22 protein-coding genes are annotated in these 23,297 nt (G+C 57.6%); 7 read left to right on the forward strand and 15 right to left on the reverse strand.

The features are described from left to right. Positions 1-326: 326 nt before the first annotated feature. The 3 genes from AC13CY_RS03155 (at position 327) to AC13CY_RS03165 (ending at position 4,765) form a co-directional block, all read left to right on the forward strand. Positions 327-2,792 carry a DUF1266 domain-containing protein gene (locus AC13CY_RS03155; protein ID WP_483052282.1) on the forward strand — a complete coding sequence of 822 codons (2,466 nt, stop codon included), beginning with the start codon at positions 327-329 and terminating at the stop codon, positions 2,790-2,792. Positions 2,793-2,897: 105 nt separating this feature from the next. Continuing rightward, positions 2,898-3,533, forward strand: a complete 636-nt coding sequence (locus tag AC13CY_RS03160) for a C40 family peptidase (protein ID WP_084354485.1) — start codon at positions 2,898-2,900, stop codon at positions 3,531-3,533. 41 nt (positions 3,534-3,574) lie between these two features. Then, complete coding sequence (locus AC13CY_RS03165; protein ID WP_483052283.1) at positions 3,575-4,765, forward strand: MFS transporter; 1,191 nt, start codon at positions 3,575-3,577, stop codon at positions 4,763-4,765. On the opposite strand, the gene AC13CY_RS03170 is transcribed toward AC13CY_RS03165, so the two are convergent. From AC13CY_RS03170 to AC13CY_RS03190, 5 genes are read right to left on the reverse strand one after another with little or no spacing between them, the layout of a single operon-like run. After that, the gene (locus tag AC13CY_RS03170; RefSeq protein ID WP_044627816.1) at positions 4,730-5,365 is read right to left on the reverse strand and encodes an ABC transporter ATP-binding protein; all 636 of its coding nucleotides are present in this window, start codon (positions 5,363-5,365) and stop codon (positions 4,730-4,732) included. The two genes, AC13CY_RS03165 and AC13CY_RS03170, sit on opposite strands and share 36 nt — an antisense overlap. Beyond that, a complete protein-coding gene (locus AC13CY_RS03175) occupies positions 5,358-6,179 on the reverse strand; it encodes an ATP-binding cassette domain-containing protein (RefSeq protein ID WP_058576921.1) in 822 nt (273 codons plus the stop codon). The genes AC13CY_RS03170 and AC13CY_RS03175 overlap by 8 nt, the downstream gene beginning before the upstream one ends. A gap of 29 nt (positions 6,180-6,208) precedes the next feature. Then, positions 6,209-7,006 (reverse strand): ABC transporter permease, encoded by a 798-nt coding sequence (locus AC13CY_RS03180; RefSeq protein WP_058576920.1) that lies wholly within the window; start codon positions 7,004-7,006, stop codon positions 6,209-6,211. Further along, the gene (locus AC13CY_RS03185) at positions 6,999-7,985 is read right to left on the reverse strand and encodes an ABC transporter permease (protein WP_058576919.1); all 987 of its coding nucleotides are present in this window, start codon (positions 7,983-7,985) and stop codon (positions 6,999-7,001) included. The genes AC13CY_RS03180 and AC13CY_RS03185 overlap by 8 nt, the downstream gene beginning before the upstream one ends. After that, on the reverse strand, positions 7,976-9,550 hold the full coding sequence (locus tag AC13CY_RS03190) for an ABC transporter substrate-binding protein (RefSeq protein ID WP_483052284.1): 1,575 nt from the start codon (positions 9,548-9,550) through the stop codon (positions 7,976-7,978). The genes AC13CY_RS03185 and AC13CY_RS03190 overlap by 10 nt, the downstream gene beginning before the upstream one ends. A gap of 107 nt (positions 9,551-9,657) precedes the next feature. Between AC13CY_RS03190 and nikR the strand changes: the two genes are divergently transcribed. Then, positions 9,658-10,080 carry a nickel-responsive transcriptional regulator NikR gene (nikR, locus tag AC13CY_RS03195; protein WP_044627811.1) on the forward strand — a complete coding sequence of 141 codons (423 nt, stop codon included), beginning with the start codon at positions 9,658-9,660 and terminating at the stop codon, positions 10,078-10,080. Between the two features lie 73 nt (positions 10,081-10,153). Here nikR and AC13CY_RS03200 read toward each other — a convergent pair whose 3' ends face one another. Further along, positions 10,154-10,636, reverse strand: coding sequence for an FKBP-type peptidyl-prolyl cis-trans isomerase (locus AC13CY_RS03200; RefSeq protein ID WP_044627810.1), 483 nt, complete (start codon positions 10,634-10,636; stop codon positions 10,154-10,156). A 177-nt stretch (positions 10,637-10,813) separates the two neighbouring features. Here AC13CY_RS03200 and AC13CY_RS03205 point away from each other — a divergent pair, with 177 nt between their 5' ends. Further along, positions 10,814-11,095 carry a hypothetical protein gene (locus tag AC13CY_RS03205; RefSeq protein ID WP_062373619.1) on the forward strand — a complete coding sequence of 94 codons (282 nt, stop codon included), beginning with the start codon at positions 10,814-10,816 and terminating at the stop codon, positions 11,093-11,095. Between the two features lie 133 nt (positions 11,096-11,228). Here AC13CY_RS03205 and AC13CY_RS03210 read toward each other — a convergent pair whose 3' ends face one another. The 9 genes from AC13CY_RS03210 to AC13CY_RS03250 form a co-directional block, all read right to left on the reverse strand. Continuing rightward, positions 11,229-11,696 (reverse strand): outer membrane lipoprotein, encoded by a 468-nt coding sequence (locus tag AC13CY_RS03210; RefSeq protein WP_463004670.1) that lies wholly within the window; start codon positions 11,694-11,696, stop codon positions 11,229-11,231. 273 nt (positions 11,697-11,969) lie between these two features. Beyond that, on the reverse strand, positions 11,970-13,568 hold the full coding sequence (locus tag AC13CY_RS03215) for an isocitrate lyase (RefSeq protein WP_044627807.1): 1,599 nt from the start codon (positions 13,566-13,568) through the stop codon (positions 11,970-11,972). Between the two features lie 381 nt (positions 13,569-13,949). Continuing rightward, positions 13,950-14,372 carry a GNAT family N-acetyltransferase gene (locus tag AC13CY_RS03220; RefSeq protein ID WP_054641191.1) on the reverse strand — a complete coding sequence of 141 codons (423 nt, stop codon included), beginning with the start codon at positions 14,370-14,372 and terminating at the stop codon, positions 13,950-13,952. A 3-nt stretch (positions 14,373-14,375) separates the two neighbouring features. Further along, positions 14,376-15,557: a cupin domain-containing protein gene (locus AC13CY_RS03225; RefSeq protein ID WP_062359291.1), complete on the reverse strand. Its 1,182-nt coding sequence runs from the start codon at positions 15,555-15,557 to the stop codon at positions 14,376-14,378. Between the two features lie 50 nt (positions 15,558-15,607). Beyond that, the gene (purB, locus tag AC13CY_RS03230) at positions 15,608-16,993 is read right to left on the reverse strand and encodes an adenylosuccinate lyase (protein WP_044627804.1); all 1,386 of its coding nucleotides are present in this window, start codon (positions 16,991-16,993) and stop codon (positions 15,608-15,610) included. Positions 16,994-17,048: 55 nt separating this feature from the next. Then, the gene (gene hflD, locus AC13CY_RS03235; RefSeq protein ID WP_044627803.1) at positions 17,049-17,687 is read right to left on the reverse strand and encodes a high frequency lysogenization protein HflD; all 639 of its coding nucleotides are present in this window, start codon (positions 17,685-17,687) and stop codon (positions 17,049-17,051) included. Continuing rightward, positions 17,684-18,841, reverse strand: coding sequence for a tRNA 2-thiouridine(34) synthase MnmA (gene mnmA / locus AC13CY_RS03240; protein WP_044627802.1), 1,158 nt, complete (start codon positions 18,839-18,841; stop codon positions 17,684-17,686). Before mnmA ends, hflD begins: the two co-directional genes overlap by 4 nt. A 73-nt stretch (positions 18,842-18,914) precedes the next feature. Then, entirely contained in the window at positions 18,915-19,379 is a 465-nt protein-coding gene (locus AC13CY_RS03245; RefSeq protein WP_044627801.1) for an NUDIX hydrolase, read from the reverse strand. After that, positions 19,376-20,083 carry a pseudouridine synthase gene (locus AC13CY_RS03250; protein ID WP_483052285.1) on the reverse strand — a complete coding sequence of 236 codons (708 nt, stop codon included), beginning with the start codon at positions 20,081-20,083 and terminating at the stop codon, positions 19,376-19,378. The genes AC13CY_RS03245 and AC13CY_RS03250 overlap by 4 nt, the downstream gene beginning before the upstream one ends. A gap of 314 nt (positions 20,084-20,397) precedes the next feature. Between AC13CY_RS03250 and AC13CY_RS03255 the strand changes: the two genes are divergently transcribed. Further along, on the forward strand, positions 20,398-22,632 hold the full coding sequence (locus AC13CY_RS03255; RefSeq protein WP_287147978.1) for an NADP-dependent isocitrate dehydrogenase: 2,235 nt from the start codon (positions 20,398-20,400) through the stop codon (positions 22,630-22,632). A gap of 296 nt (positions 22,633-22,928) precedes the next feature. After that, a complete protein-coding gene (clpS, locus tag AC13CY_RS03260) occupies positions 22,929-23,237 on the forward strand; it encodes an ATP-dependent Clp protease adapter ClpS (RefSeq protein WP_089675197.1) in 309 nt (102 codons plus the stop codon). The last annotated feature ends 60 nt before the right edge of the window (positions 23,238-23,297 follow it).

Genomic DNA, 23,297 nt, shown 5'->3' on the forward strand with positions numbered 1-23,297 from the left:
TTTGGCGGCGTGAGAGTGGCGAGAAGGTCAGCTTTTCAGGTACCATTTTGGAAGCGGCTGTTGGTGCTTGATGGATTGGTTAGGTTCTTGAAATCATAGCACTTTCAGCCGCTTTCTTTTATACCCTGTGAGAAATCCGGGTTAGCGCACGCTGCTCTTTGCGGTAATCGCTGCCCGGCCTTTGTGCCGGGCAGCGCTGTTTTGTGCGGCTGCTATCGGTCTTGGCAGCAGATTCCGTTACACTATGCCGCTTTTGGCGGCCTCGTTGGTCTGTTCTGGTTGGTTATGGCTTTTATTGATCGCTTTCTGTTTCTTCGAGGTGTCTTTTGTTCGACGCACTAAATGCCTGGTGGGCTCAACAGCTGGTGCTGTGTGATTGGGCTTTTATACCGCACCCACTGGCGGTGGATGCGGTCGCGGCGGAGCAACGCCTGCTAGAACTGGGTATGACAGATCGTGGCGCGTTGGCAGACCAGCTGTTTTTTGCACTCGGCGCACCGTCAGGCAGCGCCGATCAGCTGTTGGGCGCGCTGGAGTGGGCAGCACTCGCCGGGGCGGCGGGTTGGCTAAGCCAGGCTCAGGCGACGAACTGGGCACACCACTTAACACGGCGCATCACTTCTGACTACAGCGATCAGCGAGCGTGGCTGTCGGATCTACGTCGTGCGCTGGGGGGCAAAGGTTGGGAAACTGGCGCAGATGACCGTTTTATCGACGCCTGCCAAGCACTGGCAGATCTAGAGAGTGAAGGTGAAGGTATCACATGGCAAACCCTGGATACTGAGCTAGCGCAGCGCCCTGCACCGGCTTCGCTATGGCCGCAAGCGCCAGAAGCTCAGCCTTGGCGGTTGGGCGCGCTGTTTCGCCCAGTGGTGAGCTACCCGGCTAGCGCCGCCGACTGGCCCGATGCCAGCGAGTGGTTAGGGCACATCTGGCAAGTGTATGACCGCGAGCAACTATTAGAAGTGATGCTATGGCTAAGCGCCCAGGGTGAGCGCCAGCGCTGGGATATTGAAGCCCGCGAGCTGCTGACCATGGATCGCGCCCAGCGCCAAGAGTGGCAGCGGGGTGCGGTGAAGGATGCTCCCTACGCGCCCGTGCTCACTGCGTTCGTCAATCAGGGCGAGCCGTTGGAGTGGGCCGCCTGGGATTGGCTGCGGTTAGTAGAGCTCGCCTGGGCTGGTGCTTGCTGCGGCTGGCTAAGCCAGGCGGAAGCGGACGACCTAGCGGCCCATGCGGCTGACCTCGTCGGTCGTCGTTACCACGACTGGCACGCAGTACTGAAAGCCTACATGCGCGGGCAAAGCCTGTTCGAGGGCGTTGATCGCCGGGGGATGACACCCAGCGCCCGCCACAAGCTGTTAATGCACGCTGCCCATAGCCCCTGGAAGCACTCGCTGGGTGCGTTACTGGACGAGCCGACTCGCCAAGCCTCGCGTACGCGTATCAAAGCGTGGCGCAACACGCCGCACCATTGGCTGCTCGCCTTGGCTGGCGTACGCGAGCCGGATGTCATGCTGCGTCAGCTCAATCCCTCGGCCCCGATTGCCGAGCAGCGCCGCGCTGATGCCGCCGTCTACCTACAGGATTCACTTGGCCTGCATGCGGATGAAGGCCATCAAGTGCTGGCGCGCTATTGGCTACCCGCCCAGGCGCACCATCTCAACCAGCTGGCTGCGGATGCCGCCCATGGCGTATTGCCACCGTCGCAAACGCGCTTTGGCCAGCCGACGCCTGATGAGCTAAAACAGCGCAATGCGGTGAAAGGGGTGAGCCGCCACGCCGCCACGATTCACATGGCCGAGAAGTTTGCCTTCTACCTGCACATGGCCCTCGATAGCGGCCTATTCGAGCGTGAACCACTGATGCAGCACGCCAGCGCCCTACGGAGCTGCCTATGCCGTTTTTATGCCACGCCCAAGCGCCTGCTAGAAGCCTGGTTTGCCTGGGAGAGCTGCCTTCCGGAGCCAGAGCACGACTCGCTCATTAATGAAATTGCCTGGCATCTGGAAGACCACGGCAGCCTGTTTCACTGGTTAGATTGGCGGCCAGATGCGTGGTGCGAGCCTGGTGAGCGGCCGACGCTGAGCCACTTTACGGCGATGTCACTGGTGGGGCCGCTGAACAGTGCAGTGTGGAGCGAGCCGCAGTTGGAAAGTCCGCGCGAGTGCGCCGACATTCGCGAATGGGTCGAGAGCCACTACCACCTCACCAGCGCCGACGATATGCAAGAGTTTTTAACCTTCATGTTGGAGGCGGGAGATCGGCAGGAGTACCAGATCAACTACGCGCCCTACACGCTGAACCCGGAGCGGTTGGCGGCTGAGATCGCCATATTGGAGTCCGGCGACTGCGGTGAAGAGGAGCGTCACCACTTGTTGCGCCTGCGCCGTGTGAGTACCAATGAAGATGGTTGTAATGACGTGGACATGGCCGCTTGGGACATTGCCCAGCTCGTGGATCTTGCCATTGCGGCACGTCAGCTGGGTTGGCTCGACAAGTCAGCATTCGCGAACGTGCTCGACCGCGCCTATCAGTTGGCGGCGGATCATTACTCGGGTTGGCAGGAGTATGCGGCGGGCATGTACGCAGGGTTTTCGTTTTTCATGGGCGACACCCCGGAACGAGAGAGCTTCTTGGCCGGTTTTCGTCAAGCGCTGGTGGCTTGGTTATGCGGCGCGCCAGTGCTGGCCGGCCCCTGGGCAAGTCTGGATTTTCCGGGTAACAAGCCGCGGCATTTTGCGCCGTTGCATATCGACACGTTGCCGGGTGATCAACGAATCTTACATTAGACTCGCCAAGCATAGGATAACTAGCTTATAGTCCAGGGGTTGTAAAAAATGAGTTTTCTCATGCTTGGGTTTTTTCAATTTCCATTTTGTTACGAGGTTAATCGCATGGTTGCGTCGCCACACCCCGCTGTGACCGCTGTCCGTGTTGTAAGTGTTTGTGTCGTCGTTGCTTTGTTAGCTGGCTGTGCAGGCTCTGCCTCACGCCAGGACATGGAAGCCCCCGAGGATTATTTCTCGATGTCGCTTCCCGGCATGGAGGGAGTCACTCCCCAAATGTCGCCCGTTGATCCTATCAGTGCTCACCTGCGTAACCTGCAGACGCCCCCGCCAACGGTCGTTCGCCAAGCGCTGTTAGAGCAGCATCAGCGGTGGGCAGGAACGCCTTATCGGATTGGGGGGACGACGGATCGAGGGATCGACTGCTCTGCCTTGGTAAGAAACGTTTTCCGCGATACCTTTGACGTTGAGTTACCCCGTTCTACCCAAGATCAAGTGCATGAGGGACGCCCGATCGACCGCCAAGAGCTGCAGGCGGGCGATCTGGTCTTCTTCCGCCCACCCGGACGCTACAACCACGTGGGCATTTACGTCGGCAATGGCTATTTTCTCCATGCGTCCACGTCGAAAGGCGTGATTATTTCCAGCCTGGATAATAGCTACTGGCAGCGCTACTACTGGCAGTCGCGTCGTGCCCTAGAGCCGACCAATCTGGCCCAGCTCAGCAGTCGTTATACGCCGTAAGTGTCGGCCGTGCGCGTCGGTCAACATTGGAAAGGCCATCAATGATTCAAGCAAAAACGCGCGCCTGGTGGCGCGCGACGGCGGCCCTATGTTTAGGGTCGTTTTTGGTGTTTATTAACCTGTATGTGCCGCAACCGTTATTGCCGGGCCTGAAAGAGGCTTACGGGGTTTCCACCTTAGGCGTCAGCCTGCTGATGTCGGTATCTACGCTCTCTTTGGCCTTGGCGCTTCTGGTGTTTGGGCCGCTCTCCGATGCCATTGGCCGCGAAGGGATTATGCGTATCACGCTGCTCCTGGCGGGTGGTTTGTCGCTCGCTTTAGCTTTTGCGCCTACCTTCGAGAGTTTATTGTTTCTGCGCTTGCTGCAAGGCTTCGTGCTCGGCGGCTTGCCCGCCGTGGCGATTGCCTGGATGGGCGACGAGTTCGATAAAACCGCCTTGCTGAGTGCCGTGGGGCTTTATATTGGGGCCAATTCGTTAGGCGGTATTAGCGGGCGTATTGTTGGGGGCGGGGCGGCAGCCATCGGTGGGCCTAGCGCTGCGTTTCTCGCGGTGGGTGCCATGACCGTGGTGGGCTGTATCATTTTTTGGCGGCTACTGCCCAATAGCCAAGCCTTTACGCCTCAGCGCTTTCAATTACGCCAAGCGGTGGGGGACCTGCTCGGCCATTTACGCTCGCCGGTGCTGCTCGCTGCCTACTTCCTTGGCGGTATTAACTTTCTGATTTTTATTAATCAGTACAGCTATATTACTTTCCGTTTGGCGGATGCGCCATATCAACTGGCGGCCAGTGGCCTAGGGCTGATCTTTCTCACCTACCTAGGTGGCACCTTTGGCTCGACAGTGTCGGGCAAGTTGGCGGGGCGCTTTTCCCCCGCCCGCTGCATAAGTGCGGGCATTGTGATTCTCATGTTAGGCACCGCCATCACCCTGGCGGACTCGCTGGCGCTCATCATCCTCGGCTTAACCATTAACGCCTTCGGCTTCTTTATGGCGCACTCATTGGCGTCTAGCTGGGTGGGGCGCTACGCCCAAGGGGCACGGGGCAGCGCCTCGGCGCTCTACCTAGTGTTTTACTACCTCGGTGCCAGCATTGGCGGATTTTGGCTAGAGCCTTTTTGGCGCTGGACACAGTGGCAGGGTGTGGCGATAGGCTCGTGGCTGTTGCTGTGCGTGACGTTGGCCATTGGTGTTGGCTTATGGCGCTTTGAGCGCCGTGCTGCTAATACGTAAGCTGCCACCTGCCAGATGCCACTGTTGATGGCACAGCCGGTTGAGTAGTGCTGTGTCGTGACTAATCACGATGACGCCAAGCTGATGGTGTTCAGCGTGCGCTTTAAGCGCCTGCCACAGCGACAGCTGAGTGATGGGGTCCAGCATGGTGGAGATCTCATCGGCCACCACATAGCGGACGCCGGGGGCGAGGGCGCGCAGCACGCACACCCGTTGTAGCTCGCCGCCGGAGAGTGCGCTGGGAAAGCGCTTTAGCCATTCATCTTCAATGCCAAACGCCGCCATCAGCGTATCTGGCGGTGTCCACGCTTCCCTCAATATCTTTCCTACCCGCCAGCGCGGGTTCACCGCGAGCTCCGGCGACTGGGGCAGCCACTGCACTGGCCGCAGCCCGCGTGTGGGCAGCGGCGAACCATCTACCTGAACACTGCCTTGGGAAGGCGTTAGCTGGCCTGACAATAGCTTGCCAAGCGTTGATTTCCCCGATCCAGAGTCACCGCTGATTCCTAACCACTCACCGGGCGCAAGGCGTAGGGAGATATCCGCCAACAGCGGCGTGCCTGCCGCAAAGTGGAACGATAGCTGGTGGGTTTCAAGCAAGCGCTGGCTCCTGATGCGTCGGATGGAAGGGGTGTGTGCTGAACGCGTTATCCGGTAGCGCCTGCCACAAGTCTCGCGCATAGCAACTCATAAGCTGCTCGCCCTGGCCTTGGAAAGCCTGGGCCGGTGCGGTTTCCAGCGCTTGGCCCTGGCGAATCACGGAAACCCTGTCGGCAATGGTAAGAGCATGGCGCAGATCGTGGGTAATCAGCATCACCGCTTTGCCCTCTAGGGCGATAGCTTTTAGTGCTGCCAGCACACGGTCGCGCTGGTTGGGGTCAAGGCCTACGCTGGGCTCATCGGCAATCACCAGACGTGCGTTGCTCACCTGGGCCATAGCGATGAGCACCCGCCGCGCCATGCCGCCTGACAGCTCGTGAGGGTAGTGGGTAGACGCGTGGCTAAGCTGATAGCGGCTCAATAGCTCATCGGCGCGCTGATGGGCGGCTGAGCGACCAAATCCTGCCCGTTGGGCCGCCCAGCGTACCTGATGCTGGCTGCGGGCGAGCGGGTCAAGAGCATTCAACGATTGAGGAATGAGCGCCAACTGATGCCCCCTCAGCTGCCGCTGGCGCGCTGGTGTTAAGTCCTCCCCCTGGAAGCGCAGCTCTCCTGCGACCCGCGCCGCTTGGGGCAGTAGCCCCATAATGGCGTAGGCCAGCAGGCTTTTACCTGCGCCTGACGCACCCACCACAGCATGCACTTCGCCCGGCTGAAGGTGCAGCGAGAGCGACTCGATACAGGTGGTCCACTCCCGTCGCCACCAGCGGGGGTAGTAGGGGAGTTGCAGGGTTAGCCGGTCAATGGTCAGCATGGCAAGCTCCTTGTTAAACATCGCGATCTTTACAGCGCTTTGCGCAGCATCGAGGCGAAGCGTTCAATCGCCAGTACCATCAGCAGTAAACCCAGCCCAGGAAACACCCCTAGCCACCAGTAGCCGCCGGTAAGGTAGCGCATGGCGTCGGCCAGTAATACGCCGATGGCGGGCTGGGTAGGGTCTAAGCCAACGCCTAAAAAGGTCAGGGCCGCTTCATGCAAAATGGCGTGGGGAAACAGCAGCAGTGCGCCGACCAAGCAGTGAGGCAGCACATGGGGCAGCAAGTGGTACCAAACAATAAATCCTTGGCGTTTGCCAAACCCTTTCGAAATCGCCACATAAGGGGAGTTTCGCAAGCTGAGTAGTTCGGCTCTGAGCAAGCGGGCAAGGCTTGGCCAGTGGGTCAGCGCAACAGCGATAATGACAGCCTGGGTGCCGCCGCCCAGGGCAAAGGCGATCAGCAATAGTAAAATCAGGTGTGGCACGCTCAGCAGCGTATCAATCAGTAAGCTCACCAGCGCATCCAGTATGGGCGAGAGCATGGCGAGACTCGCCAAGCTTAAAGCAATCAGCGTGCCCAACAGTGCCGCGCTCAGCCCTACCCCAAAACTCAAGGCAAGCCCCGCCAGCGTGCGGGCCCAAAGCTCACGCCCTAGGGCATCGGTGCCCAGCCAGTGCTCGGCGCTGGGAGGCATGAGGCGGGCCTCGAACTGCATGTGCAGTGGGCTATCTCCCAGCCATAGAGAACTGCTGAGCAACAGTAATACCAGCAGGCCAAACACACCTGCATAGCCTGCTGCGACCAGGCGCGGCTGGCTATTCATTAGTGCGGTCCCGTGCGATACGTGGGTCGGCCCACTGGTAAAGGCCATCGGCGATGAGGTTGCCAACACTCACAAATAGCGCGGTAAATAGCGCTATGGCGAGCAGTAGCGGCACATCGCTTCGCAAGCCAGCGGCGACGGTCGCCTGCCCAAGTCCTGGGTAAGCAAAGACTTGCTCAACCAGAAGGGAGCCGCCAAATAGCTCGCCGAGAGAGGCAAACGCCAAAGTGACCGCTGGCAGGCTGGCGTGGCGCAGACCGTGGCGCCAGGCGATATCGAAACGGCTGGCGCCTTGGGCAAAGGCGTGCAACGCGGTATCCGAGCGCATAAACGCCGCCATCTTGGCCCGGGTATGTAGCGTGATGGTGGCAACGCCTAACAGGGCGAGGGTGAGAGTAGGTAAAAGAAGATGGTGCAGCTGCGTGAGCAGCGTTACTTCTTGGCTCAGCACGCCCGTGGGCCCTGCGCAGCAGGTGGGGGTCCAGCCCAAGGTGACGGAGAAAAGTAGCAACGCCAGCATGGCGAGCCAAAACGTGGGCGTCGAAGCAGTGATATAAGCATAGCCGCTGATCAAGCGGTCCAGCAGGGAGCCCTCTTTGCTTCCTGCGGCGATGCCGAGTACTACGCCAAGTATCAGCGAGAGCAGCCAAGCGCTCAACAGCAGAAAAAACGAGCGCTGGAAGCGCTGGTTAATGACGTCGCTCACCGGCTGGTTGTAGATATGGCTCCAGCCAAGCTCTCCGCTAAGCAACTGTTGCAGCCAGTGGTGAAACTGCACACTGGCCGGGGCGTTAAACCCCCAGCGTTCGGCAATCAGCGTGCGCTGCTCAGGGCTGACCTGGGCCATTTGCGGGCCAAGATAGGCATCCACCGGGTCGATGGGAGATAGCATCATTAGCCCAAAAGAGACCGCTGCGACACTCAGCAGTACCAGCAACAGCCGAAGTAGGCGGCTCGCTAGCCAAGCCGTTAATCGCACGTCCAGCGCCACTCAAGCAAGTTGGCGGTGACCGGCCAGCCGTGGCCGTGAGGGGCAACGCCCAGTTCGCCCAGGTCGAGGCAGCGGTTGGTGGCATACACGTGGGCAAGGTTGACCATCCAGGCCCAGCTGGTGTCTCCCTGTACCCCATAGCCGGTATCGCCGTCCCATTGGGCGGCTTGCCAATGCTGATTGGCTTCTTCGGTGTTAGCCGCCGCTTGGGCGGCATCCAGGTGTTGGTCGACCGCCTCGTTGGCGTAGTAACCACTGTTGTAAAAACCGAACCCAGCATGCTCGCTATGAAAGAGGTAGAACACTTCCTGCGGGCTATGGCTACCAAAACCAAACACAATGGCATCTTGATGGAGGGCTTCCCGCTGAATCTCGTCCCAGTGGCGGCCAGTGGGCTGCATCTCAATGCCGAGCGGCCGCACCATCTCGGCACTCACTTGGGCTAGCTGTTGGCGCGTGGCGTCGCTGGAGGGGTACGTGAGACGAAAGCGTGCGGGCTGGTCGCCTTTATAGCGCAGTCCGTCCTCCTCTTGGCGCTCCCAGCCTGCCTCCTTTAGAAGCGTATTCGCACGGGCTAAATTCGGCGCTGCCACTTTCTCGCCTTCTTGGCTCCACGGAAGGCCGTCCGCTGGCCCAAAGGCCGGGCGTCCAAAGCCGTTGAGTGCTACGTCCACCAACGTTTCTCGGTCTAAGGCTAGATTCACCGCTTGGCGAATAGCGAGATCAGCCGTGACGTTATTCCCGATGGGCGCGCCGTTGGCCGCTTGCTCGCCTTCATCAGGCTGCATGGGAAACAGAATGCCGCGGTTGTCCACACTGTTCATAATGACCCGCTGCATCTGCTCAGGGATGTTCTCTGCCAGCGCTGGTGGCACCGCAGCGAGATCCACCTGGCCTGCGTGAGCTGCACTTAGAGTGGCGGCTTCATCGGTAAACAGAAACACCAGACGCTCGAAGACCGGCGCGGGGCCGTAAAAGTAGGGGTTCCGCTCAACAATCAGCTGCTCACCCTCTTGCCACTCCACTAACCGGTAAGGGCCTGACCCCAGCGGCTGCCTGCCATACTCGTCGCCATAGCCGTTTTCTCGCTCGGCGTTGGGCACGATACCCAGTGTCATCAACTGGTCGATAAAAGTGATGCGCGGTGTTTTGAGGGTGAATTCGACGGTGTTGCCGTCGACCGCACGGGCACTCGCTAATGCGCTGAGATCCGCTCTACCGCCTGCCTCGGCGGCGGCGGTGAACGTAAAGGCAACGTCTTCTGCGGTTAGCGGGGTGTTGTCTGAAAAGCGCACGTCCGTGCGTAAGGTGAGAGTCCAGGTAAGGCGATCTTCAGAAAGGGACCATGCTGTGGCTAGGCCTGATTGCGGGGTTAAGTCCTGACCACGGGTAAGCAGCGTAGACTGAAATAGAGGGCTGCCGTACTGACCCCAGCCCAATAGCGGATCAAACCCTTGCTCCGGCTCACCACCAATGGCAAGCACTAGCTGGTCTTTGGCCAACGCTGGCGCGCTTAGCGCTACGCATGTGGCTGCGAGAGCCAGTCGACGCATGGGACACCTTTTTCAGTGCTATTAGTATGATGTTTTTACAATAACATCATACTATCGGCGCTGGAAGTTGCGGCAGAGCACTACACCGGATAGGCGAAGGAGAGAGTATGCAGCGGGTAACGGTAACGCTGGATGAGGAGCTGTTAAGCGAGGTCGATGCGCTGATGGCGCTGCGCGGCTATCAAAATCGCTCAGAGGCCATTCGTGACTTGACCCGCAACGGGTTAAAGCAGGTGAAAGAGGAGGTTGCGCCCAATGCGCCGTGTATGGGAGCGCTGGTGTATGTGTATGACCACGCGGCGCGAGATCTCTCTAAGCGCCTGACTCGTCACTCTCATGACCATCACGATTTAACGCTCTCAACGCTGCATGTGCATATCAATCACGATAGCTGCTTGGAAGTCGCACTCTTAAAGGGGCAGGGGAGTGCACTAAAGCAGTTTGCCGATGAGGTGACATCGTCGCGTAGCGTGCGTTATGGCCAACTTGTGTTGATTCCAGAAGAGTCAGCATCACATAGCGGCCATTAAAATAAAAAGGGCGGCCCATTGGAGGCCGTGTGAAAACAGCCTCCAATGGCCGCCCTTTGTGGCATGCAAGAGCTTAGTGCTCTACGCCGCCTTCGCCGTGAACGTGGCCGTGCTCGGCTTCTTCCTGGCTTGCTTCGCGTACGGTCGCAATTTCAACGTCAAAGTTGAGGTGCTGACCCGCCAGCGGGTGGTTGCCATCAACCACAACGGTGTCGCCTTCAACTTTCTTGACGGTAACCATGAGCGGGCCGCCTTGGGTTTGCGCTTGGAACTGCATACCTGGCTCAATGCTTTCAACACCTTGGAAGGCATCACGCGGTACTTCTTGCAGCAGCTGCTCTTGAACTTCGCCGTAACCCTCTTCAGGGGAAACTTTAACGTTCAGTTTGTCCCCAGCAACACGACCTTCAAGCTCTTTTTCCAGGCCCGGAATGATGTTGCCAGCGCCGTGGAGATACGTCAGCGGCTCGCGGCCTTCAGAACTGTCTAGCACCTCACCTGCATCGTTGGTCAGGGTGTAGTGGAACGCGACAACCGAGTTTTGCGCAATTTGCATTGAATAACCTTTCGGTGAGTGCATGTCCCAACATGGTAACGCGTGTGGGCCTGCTTGTCAGGGGGTAAGCGGGCTTTTTCCACCTCCACGCCTTTAGCGCTATTGCGCCGGGGGGTGTGCAGGGATACCCTACAGCAATTAATTTTTCTCTTGAAATAACACTCACCGGAGCCTGTTATGACTATCTTCTTAATTTGGGTTATCGCCTTTGTACTGATTGCTTATTTTGCTAATAAGCGTTGGGAAAGCGGCGTTAGCCAGGGGCTAGATAAAATGCTGCCAAGCGTGCTGAAAAGCCATGGCGACAACCGCTATTTGTGGGTGGTTGCGTTGGCCGTATTGGGTGCTACAACTTTGATTCGCCCTGTAGATGTGCTGCTGGTGGCGATTTTGCTCGCGGTGATTGCATTGGTAGTGATGAAACTTGCCAACTGGGCAAGCAGTAAAGTCGCTCACTAAACGCGATTTGTTGCTCCAAACACACAGCCGCCCGGCCAAATTGGCCGGGCGGCTGTGTGTTTGGCAACTGTCATAGTGTCAGCTGCGTAGATAGTGCTTTTACTTAACGAGCTAGACCTTAGTTGGTTGCGATTTAGTACGGCGCTACGCTCAGATTAGCACCACTACCAATTAGGCGAACCCGCTGACCTGCCTGGAACTGACGATCAGCACTTTGCACCACCACTACATCGGTACCATCATCACGACGGATTTCCATTTCCAATGCATTCACACGGTTAGCGCGATCTTCAGCAGCGGTACCCGCCACCGCGCCACCTAGCGCCCCTGCTACGGTGGCGAGCTGACGCCCTGAGCCGCCGCCGATTTGGTTACCTAGCAGGCCGCCAATCACGGCGCCGCCGCCACCACCCAGCAAATTGCCGGTGCGGCTATCGGCCTGAATTTGCACGGGGCGAACGGCCACGATAGTGCCATAGCTGACGCTCTGCCCCGTTTGCGCTTGGTTACCACGGTAGACATCGCCGGAGTAGGGCGCGGTATTGGCGCAGCCAGCCAGTGTCAAAATGCTCAATGCGGCAACGGGTAATAAACGTTTCATTAAAACCTCCAGTGGGTATCAGCATCTATGGCCGTGAATCGGCCGCAAGGCGTTGCGTACAATTTATTTTAGAACAGCGTTCGTTAAAAGATAACGGAATCGTACAGCTTTGACCAGCCATCCAGAAAAAAGGTCATAAAGTAAAGTGTAGGCAGGCATTAAGAAAGCAGTGTGCAAAAATTTTGCACGCGTTTGGGTTAATTGCAAAGTATTAAACGGAAGGCAAAAAAACAGGAGGCCGAAGCCTCCTGGAGGTATTGCGAGTAAGGTTGATTAACCGAACTGATTCATGGTGTTGTCTTTGCCGCCCGCTTTCAGCGCTGCGTCGCCATGGAAGAACTCTTTATGATCGTCACCGATGTTAGAACCTGCCATGTCCTGGTGCTTAACAGTGGCGATACCTTGGCGGATCTCTTGACGCTGCACACCTTCCACATAGGCCAGCATACCTTCGTCGCCAAAGTAGCCCTTAGCCAGGTTGTCGGTAGAGAGCGCTGCGGTGTGGTACGTGGGCAGTGTAATCAGGTGGTGGAAGATACCTGCTTCGCGAGAGCTATCGCGCTGGAAGTTACGCGTCCACTCGTCGGCCAATTGACCAAGTTCGGTGTTGTCATACTCCACGCTCATCAGCTTGTCGCGCTGGTAAGCCGAGACATCCTTGCCCTCTTTCTCCCAGGCATCGAAGACCTGCTGACGGAAGTTGAGCGTCCAGTTGAAGGAGGGCGAGTTGTTGTAGACCAGCTTGGCATCCGGCACCACCTCGCGGATACGGTTCACCATGCTAGCAATTTGGCCAACGTGGGGCTTTTCGGTCTCGATCCACAGCAGGTCGGCACCGTTTTGCAGGCTGGTGATGCAGTCCAGTACTACGCGATCTTCCCCCGTGCCCGGCTTGAACTGGTAGAGACCCGAGGCTAAACGCTTGGGCTTGACCAGCTTGCCGTTTTGCTTGATGACGACGTCACCGTTGTTGATGTCTGCCGCGTTCTCGATGACGTCCCCATCCAAGAAGCTGTTGTACTGGTCGCCCAGGTCGCCCGGCTCGTTGGTGACGGCGATCTTCTGGGTCAGGCCAGCGCCCAGAGAGTCGGTGCGGGCTACAATCACGCCATCTTCTACGCCCAGCTCCAAGAAGGCATAGCGCACGGCGTTGATCTTCGCCAGGAAGTCTTCGTGGGGAACGGTGACCTTGCCATCCTGGTGGCCGCACTGCTTCTCGTCGGAGACCTGGTTTTCGAGCTGGATACAGCAAGCGCCCGCTTGAATGAATTTTTTGGCCAGTAGGTAGGTGGCTTCGGCGTTACCGAAACCGGCGTCGATATCGGCAATAATCGGCACGATATGCGTTTCGTAGTTGTCGATCTTGCTGATCAGCTCTTGCTCTTTAGCGCTATCGCCTGCCGCCTTGGCGTCGTCCAGGGCGCGGAACAGGTGGTTGAGTTCCCAGGCATCCGCTTGCTTCAAGAAGGTATAGAGCTCTTCGATCAGGTGCGAGACCGAGGTTTTCTCGTGCATGGATTGGTCGGGAAGCGGGCCGAACTCGGAGCGCAGGGCTGCCACCATCCATCCAGAGAGGTAGAGGTAGCGGCGTTTGGTGGTGCCGAAGTGTTTCTTGATCGAGATGAGCTTTTGCTGACCGATGAAACCGTGCCAGCAGCCCAACGACTGAGTGTACTGGGAGGTGTCGGCATCGTAGGCGGCCATGTCGTCGCGCATGATCTTGGCCGTGTAGCGAGCGATGTCCAAACCGGTATGGAAACGGTTTTGAGCGCGCATACGGGCAGCATATTCAGGTTTGATGGCTGACCACTTGCCGCCTTGGGCTTCGCGAAGGTGGGCCATGGCTTTGATATCGTCGAGCAGTCCTGTCATGAGCTGATTCCTCCAGAGTTATCGTCGTTCGCACGTTAGCTTGTTCTTATGCTGCACCTGCGAGATAGATTCCAGCATTATTCAAATTCGCGACGCTGTCTCTACACCCATCGTCTCTTAATAAAACGTCGCGGTGTGGCGCTTTGCGTTTCACAGTGTCGGTGTCTCCAAAGAGGAGAGTCCTTAACGCTGCAGTGCAATAACTATCGACTAGGCAAGGAGATCCAACAATTGTCACTTGGGGGCATGCGGCGTTGTAGTCCGACGACAGCGACTACGCCAAACGCCCTGTTTGTGTAGTCGTTTTTCGTCATGGCTTTGACTACGAACACAAAAAAAGCGCCACACGGGGTGGCGCTTGGCGACATTGGCACTGAATCACTACAAAAACAGCGTCATCTCACGATGGGGAATGCCTGCATCCATAAACACGTCGCCGTGGGCAACAAACCCCAGGCGTTCATAGAAAGCGAGGGCATGTAACTGGGCGCTAAGCGCTGCATGAGGGTGGCCGGCCTCGCGGGCGGCTTTAATGGCCGCCTCCATTAGCTGGTAGCCAATGCCCGTGCCTCGGGCGCTGCTAAGTACCGCAACGCGGCCAATGTGGCCATCGGGCAGCAGTCGCGCGGTGCCTACCGGCTCGCCATTGAGAGTGGCTAAAAAGTGCAGGCACTCCGTATCGAGACCATCCCACTCCTCTTCTTGAGGAACTTGCTGCTCGTCGATAAAGACGATTCGGCGAATCAGCGAGGCTGGCTCACCCAGTAATGCCCAACTACCACTTTTTACCGTTACCGCTTCCACGTCTTACTCCTCGTCGTCTCCTTCGCCCATAAAACCAAGGCTGCCGCTGTTGATGAGCTGTGTAATCAGCGCTTTAGCGCCGTCAATTTCCAGCACCTCTTCGTACATCGGCGTTGGGTCAGCGAGGCGTTTTGCCAGAGTCTCTGAGCAGCTATGCCCGTCGCCATCGACAAATAGCGTGGTGCCTGACGCATCGCTACGCCATGCAAAGCGAGAACCCGGCATATGGAACAGTGGCTCACCGTCTTGTAGTTGAGCAACAAGGTCGGCTTCGCTCATCGGCTCTTCGAGGGGAACGACTTGATCGATATATTTGGGCTGGGTCATCACGCGGCCAAACCACTGAGCAACCTGTTCAGGATTATCCAGGGTGGAGAGAATAAACTGGCGCATGCGTTCGACGGCGGCATCGTCGAGCTCGCCTACCTCCTCGGCAGGGGCCATGCCCGCATCGCTATAACGCTGGGAGTCCGACATTTGTTCGCCGACATAATCGGCATACGAGGTGATGGCTTCGTCGGCCGAGGGCGCCCGGAAACCCACCGAAATCGTCATGCAGTCGTCGGTTTGGCTGACGCCGTGGTGTGCCCAGCCGGGGGGCAAATACAACATGTCGCCGGGTGCCAGGGTCCAGTCGGAATCTGCTTCAATCTCGAAAGACTGCAGAATGCGCAAGTCAATGCCCTGAATGATGGGAGCATTACCTGGCTGCTTGCCGCCAAGCTGCCAACGACGGTGGCCGCTTGCCTGCAGTAAAAACACATCATACTGGTCGATATGCGGGCCAACACTGCCGCCGGGCGGTGCATAGCTCACCATGATGTCGTCCAGCCGCCAGCGGGGTAGGAAATCAAACTCATCCATCAGCGCAGCGATAGAGGGCACATAGTGGTCGACCGCTTGTACTAGCAGGCTCCAGTGACCTTCCGACAGCCGCTCGAAAGTGGCGTCGTCGAACGGCCCGTGCGAGACCTGCCAGGGGCCGTCGGGGCCGTTCTCTTCGACCAGCCGCGCTTCGACGCCCGGTTCGCAGGCAAGACCTGCCAGCTCGTCGGGGTCGATGGGGCTGACGAAATCAGGGATAGCGCCACGAATCAGCAGTGGCTTCTGTTGCCAGTAGTTGGCCAAGAAGTCTGCGGGCGTTAAATCGCCCAGCAGGGTGAGTGGCTTATCGTGATGACTCATGGCGTTATCCTAGTTCAAGTGAGCGCTACGTTAGTGTCGCAGGGCGTCGTTTAGAGTGCAGCAAGCCGCTGGTTGAGTGCTTCGGCCTGGGCCTTCGCATTACCAATATAGCTGGCGGGCGAGAGCGCCTTCAGCTCATTTTTCACCGTCTCGGGCAGCTCAAGGGTATCAATAAAGGCCGCAAAGCCCGCTTGGTCAATACGCTTGCCGCGAGTAAGTTCTTTGAGCTTCTCGTAGGGCTTTTCAATGCCGTAGCGACGCATCACGGTTTGGATCGGCTCGGCCAGTACTTCCCAGCTGTTATCCAGGTCTTCTGCCAAGCGCGACGGGTTAGCTTCCAGCTTGCTGATGCCCTTAAGGCTAGCGTGGTAGCCAATCAGGCCATAGGCCAAGCCAACGCCTAGGTTACGCAGTACGGTGGAGTCGGTCAGGTCGCGCTGCCAGCGAGAAATCGGTAGTTTCTGTGCTAGGTGGCTCATCACCGCGTTGGCGAGGCCCAGGTTGCCTTCTGAGTTTTCAAAGTCAATCGGGTTGACCTTGTGCGGCATGGTGGAAGAGCCAATTTCGCCCTCTACGGTGCGCTGCTTGAAGTAGCCCAGGGAAATATAGCCCCATACGTCGCGGTCAAAGTCGATCAGGATCGTGTTGTAGCGGCAGATCGCATCGAACAGTTCGGCAATGTAGTCGTGGGGTTCGATTTGCGTGGTATAGGGGTTAAAGCTTAAGCCCAAGCCTTCAACAAAGGTGCGCGCGTTGGCTTCCCAGTCGATATCTGGGTAGGTGGTCAGGTGGGCGTTGTAGTTGCCGACCGCACCGTTGATTTTGCCCAGAATCTCCACGCTTTCGATCTGCTTGAGCTGGCGCTTGAGGCGATACGCCACGTTAGCCATCTCTTTACCTAGCGTGGTGGGGCTAGCCGTTTGGCCATGGGTGCGTGACAGCATCGGCTGGCCTGCATGGGCAATCGCCAGCTTGGCAATCTCATCGGCGACTTCGTGCATTGTCGGCAGCATAGCTTTTAGGCCATCTGCCAGCATCACGCCGTAAGAGAGGTTGTTGATGTCTTCACTGGTGCAGGCGAAGTGGATAAATTCGGTAACGGCGTTTAGCTCGGCTTGGCCTGCAATCTTCTCTTTTAGGAAGTACTCCACCGCTTTAACGTCGTGATTGGTGGTGCGCTCAATCTCTTTGATACGCTCCGCGTCATCGACTGAGAAGTCACGAATAAGCTGCTCTAGAAACGCGGTGGCTTCTGCGGAAAGCGGCGGGACTTCGACAATCTGGCCGTGCTCAGCAAGGCGCTGCAGCCAGCGCACTTCCACGATCACGCGCGCACGGATCAGGCCGAATTCGCTGAAGTGTTCACGTAGCGCGGCGGCTTTGGCGCCGTAGCGGCCGTCAACGGGAGAAAGGGCGGTCAGAGCAGAGAGTTGCATGGCTTGGTTTCCAGAGTGGTCAAAGTCGGAGGTCGAAAGTAAGGTATCTTGGCGGCTAGCTAAAGTTATCCAGCGCTCGGCGTAGCGCCTTGCGTTGAAACACCAGCTTCCAGCGGCGGCCGCCCTGCTGATGCCACAACAGCGCAAAGCGAATACCGGCCATTAAGCAAGCGCGTACTCGTTCCGGCATCATGCGGGTTTGCAGTAGCGAGGGGTCGCCCTGCACCACAATGCGCGTTTTAAACGTCGAAATGGTCTCTTGGTAAGTTTCACCAAGGCTGGCAATGACGTTTTCGTGAGTCGTTCCAAAGTGGTCTGCTTGCCCTTGAACATGGGTCAGCTTTTGGCCTAACACGTCCATCATCTGGCGGTCGGTGCGCAGCTTATTCATTAGCAGCAGCAGCGAAAATCCGTAGCGCAATACCACCGGGTTGGCCTGCTTACGGCCAACGAGTGCTTCCAGCGTATCCAGCCCGCGGCGCAGGTTGTTGGGGTGGCCGCCGTAGATGGCTTCAAAACTTTCCGGGTTGGTGTCTACCGTCGCGTTGATCAGCGTTTCCCACGCGCGTGTATCAACTTGTCCTGTACGGGCGAGTTCATCGACGAGGCTTGCTGCTTGAAAGACCCCCGCTAGCGCGAGGGCTTGACGGGCAGCGGGGGTATCGGGCGCGCGGTGAATAGGGGTTGCGCTCATGCAGCGGTCTCCGAGGCATTCCAGGTGGCGCGAATAACGCCGCCGCCTAAGCAGATGTCGTTATCGTAAAGCACCAGCGACTGGCCGGGCGTGACCGCCCACTGCGGGTCGTTAAAAATTACTTCAACGCTGCCATCAGCCTGGGCGACAATTTCGCAGGGGCAGTCGCTTTGGCGGTAGCGGGTTTTGGCGGTAAAGCGGCCTTGCTGAACCGGCGGCTTTCCGGCGACCCAGTCCATCGCCTCGGTGGCGAGTGCATTGGTGTAAAGCAGCGGATGATGCTTGCCTTGCACCACGATCAGCACGTTGCGCTCGAGATCTTTTGCCGCCACGTACCAGGGGTCTTCGGAGTAGTTGGCCAAACCGCCAATACCTAACCCTTGACGCTGCCCCAGGGTGTAGTACATCAAGCCCATGTGCTGGCCAATTTCATCGCCTTCAGGGGTCTCGATGGTGCCCGGCTGGGCGGGCAGGTACTGCTGCAGGAAGTCGCGGAAACGACGCTCACCGATAAAGCAGATACCAGTGGAGTCCTTTTTCTTCGCGGTGACGAGGTCGTGCTGCTCCGCCAGCGCGCGCACTTCAGGTTTTTCAAGCTCACCGACCGGGAACAGCGTGCGGGCAATCGCCGCTTCTGGCACCGCGTGCAGGAAGTAGCTTTGGTCTTTATTGCCATCCAGGCCTTTCAGCAGGCGCGGGTGACCGTCGCGGATGCCTTGGCGCACGTAGTGACCGGTGGCGATTTTATCGGCACCCAGCATCTCGGCATACTCCAAGAAGACCTTGAACTTGATCTCCCGGTTACAAAGGATGTCAGGATTAGGCGTACGGCCTGCTTTGTACTCTGCCAAGAAGTGCTCGAATACGTTGTCCCAATACTCGGCAGCGAAGTTAGCCGTGTGCAGCTTGATGCCCAGTTTGGCGCACACGGCTTCCGCATCGGCCAGATCCTCCTTCGCCGTGCAGTATTCGGTGCCGTCGTCTTCATCCCAGTTTTTCATAAACAGGCCCTCGACCTCGTACCCCTGTTGGAGCAGAAGGAGAGCAGAAACGGAGGAGTCGACGCCGCCGGACATGCCGACAATCACTTTGCCGGTGGCAGCGGTGTGGGTGTCTGACGCGTCCTGGGTGGCTGTGCCATCGGTGGATGTCATTGGCATCCTCAGTTGAAGTGGTGTGCAATTGGGCGGCGATTATACACGATGGGGGCTCGATGCTTCGAGTGCTTCACTCTTGGATCACCGAAAGCGGGAAGTGACGGTGGTTCAGGGCATCGTCAATGCGTTTCAGCACCAGCGGGCTTCTTAACCGCTGCGCGGCCGCGAGTGCGACGATCTCATCGCGTGTTAACCAATGGGTAGCCACAATGGCTGGGTCAATCGCCGTGGTGAGCGGCTGTTCAGGGACGCCGGTAAATCCGTGGCTATGAAACGTTTCTCCCTCTGGGGTGTGAAAAACGTACAGCCCTAAATAGCCGGTGAGCGTTACCTGCCACGCCGTTTCCTCTTGCACCTCGCGCTGTATGGCGGCTACCGGCCCTTCACCAAGTTCCACATGCCCGGCTGGCTGATTAAAGAGCGTGTGGGCACCACCTTTATCCTCTTCCACCATTAAAAAATGCTCGCCCTGCTGAATCACGCAGGCCACCGTGCTGCGAATGGTTGGCCGAACAGTAGGAGAAGGCGTATTCATTTTTTAGGGCCTCTGGATTTGGCGCTTCGTTTGGGAGCTGCTTTTGCGGCACGCGCTTTATTGGTATCTGAGCCTTTTGGTAAGGCGCTTTTCGGCTTGGCGTTTTTTGGCTTAGCCTTTTTTGGCACAGCGCGAGGCTGCTTGGCATTGTCGGGGCGCGGTGCGTGCAGGGTTTCTTTACGCCATTCTCCAGGTGCCAGGTCGCCCAGTTGCCAGGGGCCAATGGCCGCACGAATCAGGCGCAACGTGGGAAAACCCACGTGGGCAGTCATGCGGCGCACCTGGCGGTTGCGGCCTTCGCTAATAGTGAGTTCCAGCCAACTGGTAAGAGGGTGGCGCTTAGGGTCGATCGGCGGGTCACGTTCAGCGATAGCAGGCGGCGCTATACGGCGCGCTTTGGCGGGTAGGGTCGGGCCATCTTTTAACGTAATGCCTGCTTTGAGCGCACGGATGGCCTCATCGGTGATGTGGCCTTCAAGCTGCACCCAATAGGTTTTTGGCTGCTTGTGTTTGGGGTGGGCAATGCGGTGAATAAGGCCCCCGTCATCACTCAGTAGCAGCAGGCCTTCAGAATCAAAATCAAGGCGGCCAGCGGCGTACACCCCTGGGGTGCGAATCACTTCTGCCAAGGTGGCTCTGCCCTGGCTATCGGTAAACTGGGAGAGCATACGGTAGGGTTTGTGCAGTAAATATAAGGTGCTCATCGTCTCACAAGCTGTCCCAAGAACTAGAGGTGGAGGATTTGTCGACAATCGCTCATGCGGTTAAAGTGCAGCGCTGGTATAATCTGGCGCAGCTGTTTGAGATGAACCGTTGGCATCGTGATGACCACCGTTTTCATCTGTCGTCATCGTTACCGCAATAACCACCGAGTGACCAGTAGTACCACCGACTGACCAAAGGGGCAGCGCATACAGGATGCTCCACCCGCTTCGCGGCATGGCTAATCGTTGAATGAGCCGCGTAGCTCAGGATTTTTTATAATCACAGCGACCGAAAAAAAGAGGTTAACGCAAAAATGTCTAAAACGCCGAAGATCATTTATACGCTCACCGATGAAGCTCCTGCGCTCGCTACCTACTCTTTGTTACCCATCATTGATGCCTTTACCGACTCTGCCGGTGTCGAAGTAGAGACCCGCGATATTTCTCTTGCTGCCCGCGTATTGGCACAATTCCCGGATATTCTGAGCGACGAGCAGCGCGTGAGCGATGACTTGGCGGAGCTTGGTCAGCTGGCGAAGACGCCTGAAGCCAATATTATCAAACTACCTAATATCAGCGCCTCTGGCCCGCAGCTAAAAGCAACCATCAAAGAGCTGCAAAGCCAAGGTTACCCGCTGCCTGACTACCCGGAAGAGCCGAAAAACGACGAAGAAGCCTCCGTTAAAGCGCGTTACGACAAAGTCAAGGGCAGTGCGGTAAACCCGGTGCTGCGCGAAGGTAACTCCGACCGCCGCGCGCCGAAATCGGTCAAAAACTACGCTCGCAAATACCCGCACCGCATGGGTGAGTGGAGCGCTGAGTCTAAGTCCCATGTGGCTCATATGAGCGAAGGCGACTTCTACGGCAGCGAACAGTCGGCGGTGATGGAAAAAGCCGGCACGCTGAAGATTGAGCTGCAGCAAAAAGATGGCACCAACGTGGTGCTAAAAGAGGGTCTTGCGGTACAAGCAGGCGAAGTCATTGACGCCGCCAGCATGAGTAGCCGCCGTCTGCGCAGCTTTATTGACAGCCAAATCAGCGATGCCAAAGAGAGCGGCGTGCTGTTCTCGCTGCACTTGAAAGCCACCATGATGAAGGTCTCCGACCCAATCATGTTCGGTATCGTGGTAGAAGAGTTCTATAAAGAGGTGCTGGAGAAGCACGCTGACGTGCTGAAGAGTGCTGGCTTCAACCCGAACAGCGGTATCGGCGACCTTTACAGCGCTATTGAGAAGCTGCCCAGCGACCAGCAAGAGGCGATCAAAGGCGATGTAGAGGCCCTTTATCAAACTCGCCCGGCCATGGCGATGGTGAACTCCCATAAAGGCATCACCAACCTGCATGTGCCCAGCGACGTGATCATCGATGCCTCTATGCCGGCGATGATTCGTGATTCCGGCAAGATGTGGAACGCGAATGACGAGCTGCAAGATGCGAAGGCTGTTATCCCTGACCGCTGCTACGCCACCATTTACCAGGCGGTGATCGAAGACTGCAAGCAGCACGGCGCGTTCGATCCGACCACCATGGGCAGCGTACCTAACGTGGGCCTGATGGCGCAGAAAGCCGAAGAGTACGGCTCTCACGATAAAACCTTCCAAATGCCTGCCGACGGGACTGTCGTGGTCACCGACGATTCAGGCCAAACTGTGTTTAGCCACACGGTAGAAGCAGGCGATATCTGGCGTATGTGCCAGACCAAAGACGCGCCGATTCAAGACTGGGTGAAGCTGGCCGTTACCCGTGCCCGCGACAGTGGTGCCCCGGCACTGTTCTGGCTCGACGCTAACCGTGCCCACGACGCGCAACTGATCAAGAAGGTCGAGACGTACCTGAAAGATCACGACACCGCTGGCCTGGATATCCGAATTCTCGCGCCGGTCGATGCAATGAAGGTTTCTTTGGAGCGTATCCGTAAAGGCGAAGACACCATCTCCGTCACTGGTAACGTGCTGCGCGATTACCTCACCGACCTGTTCCCGATCATGGAACTGGGCACCAGCGCCAAGATGCTCTCTATCGTACCGCTGATGAACGGTGGTGGCCTGTTTGAAACCGGCGCTGGCGGTTCTGCACCTAAGCACGTTCAGCAGTTCCTGGAAGAGAACCACCTGCGTTGGGATTCGCTGGGTGAGTTCCTGGCCCTGGCGGCGTCGCTTGAGCACCTGGGCAGCACCTTCGGTAACGCCCGCGCGACGCTGTTGGCAAAAGCGCTGGATGAAGCCAATGGCAAATTCCTCGACAGCAACAAGTCGCCATCGCGTAAAGTCGGCGAGCTGGATAACCGTGGCAGCCACTTCTACCTAGCAATGTACTGGGCAGAAGCACTGGCCGCTCAGGGCCAGGACGCCGAACTGAAATCCCTGTTTGGTCGTCTGGCAGAGACGCTGCAAGCCAACGAGAGCACCATCGTTGATGAGCTGAACAGCGTGCAGGGGCAGCCGGTGGATATCCAGGGATACTTCCACCCCAACCGTGAGCTGGCCAGCCAGGCCATGCGCCCGAGCAAGACCCTCAACGACGCGCTGGCCATGGTGTCCAAAGGCTGATCATCCGCTGAGCCGTCGCGCTTCAACGGCTGATCGATCCCTCGCCCGCCTTGCGGGCGAGGGATTTTTATTCTCTCCTGTGTGATAATTTTTTACCTTTCATGAACCCTTGTTGATGGCAGGCGTCTTATACATAGGTGTACAGTCTGTAGAAGCCTGGACTGTAAAAGCCTCGTCTTTGAATTGATCCAAGGCCCTGACTGTCAGCAGCAAGAAGATGATGCACGTGACTTATGCCTAATACATACCCTCTGGACGTGATCGCGACTCTGCAGGCAGGCATGACGCGTCCAGGCATGCCAGAACACGATGATGACTTAGCGGTGCAGTCGGCCGAGCCCGCGCTGGCACAGCCGCCTTTATATAAAGTGGTGTTGCATAACGACGACTACACCCCCATGGAGTTTGTCGTTGAAGTGCTGCAAAGCTTTTTTAATATGGATAGCGAAAAAGCCGTGCAGGTGATGTTGGCGGTGCACACCCAGGGGAAAGCCACCTGCGGCATTTTTACCCGGGATATTGCTGAAACTAAAAGTTATCAAGTGAATGAGTATGCCCGTGAATGTGAGCACCCGCTAATGAGTGACATCGAAGCTGCTGATTAAGCCTATTTAAAATGAGTAGCGTTGAAAAAAAGTAGCGCAGGGGCTTGCAACCACGCCATT

Source organism: Vreelandella sp. L-15 (assembly GCF_056857635.1).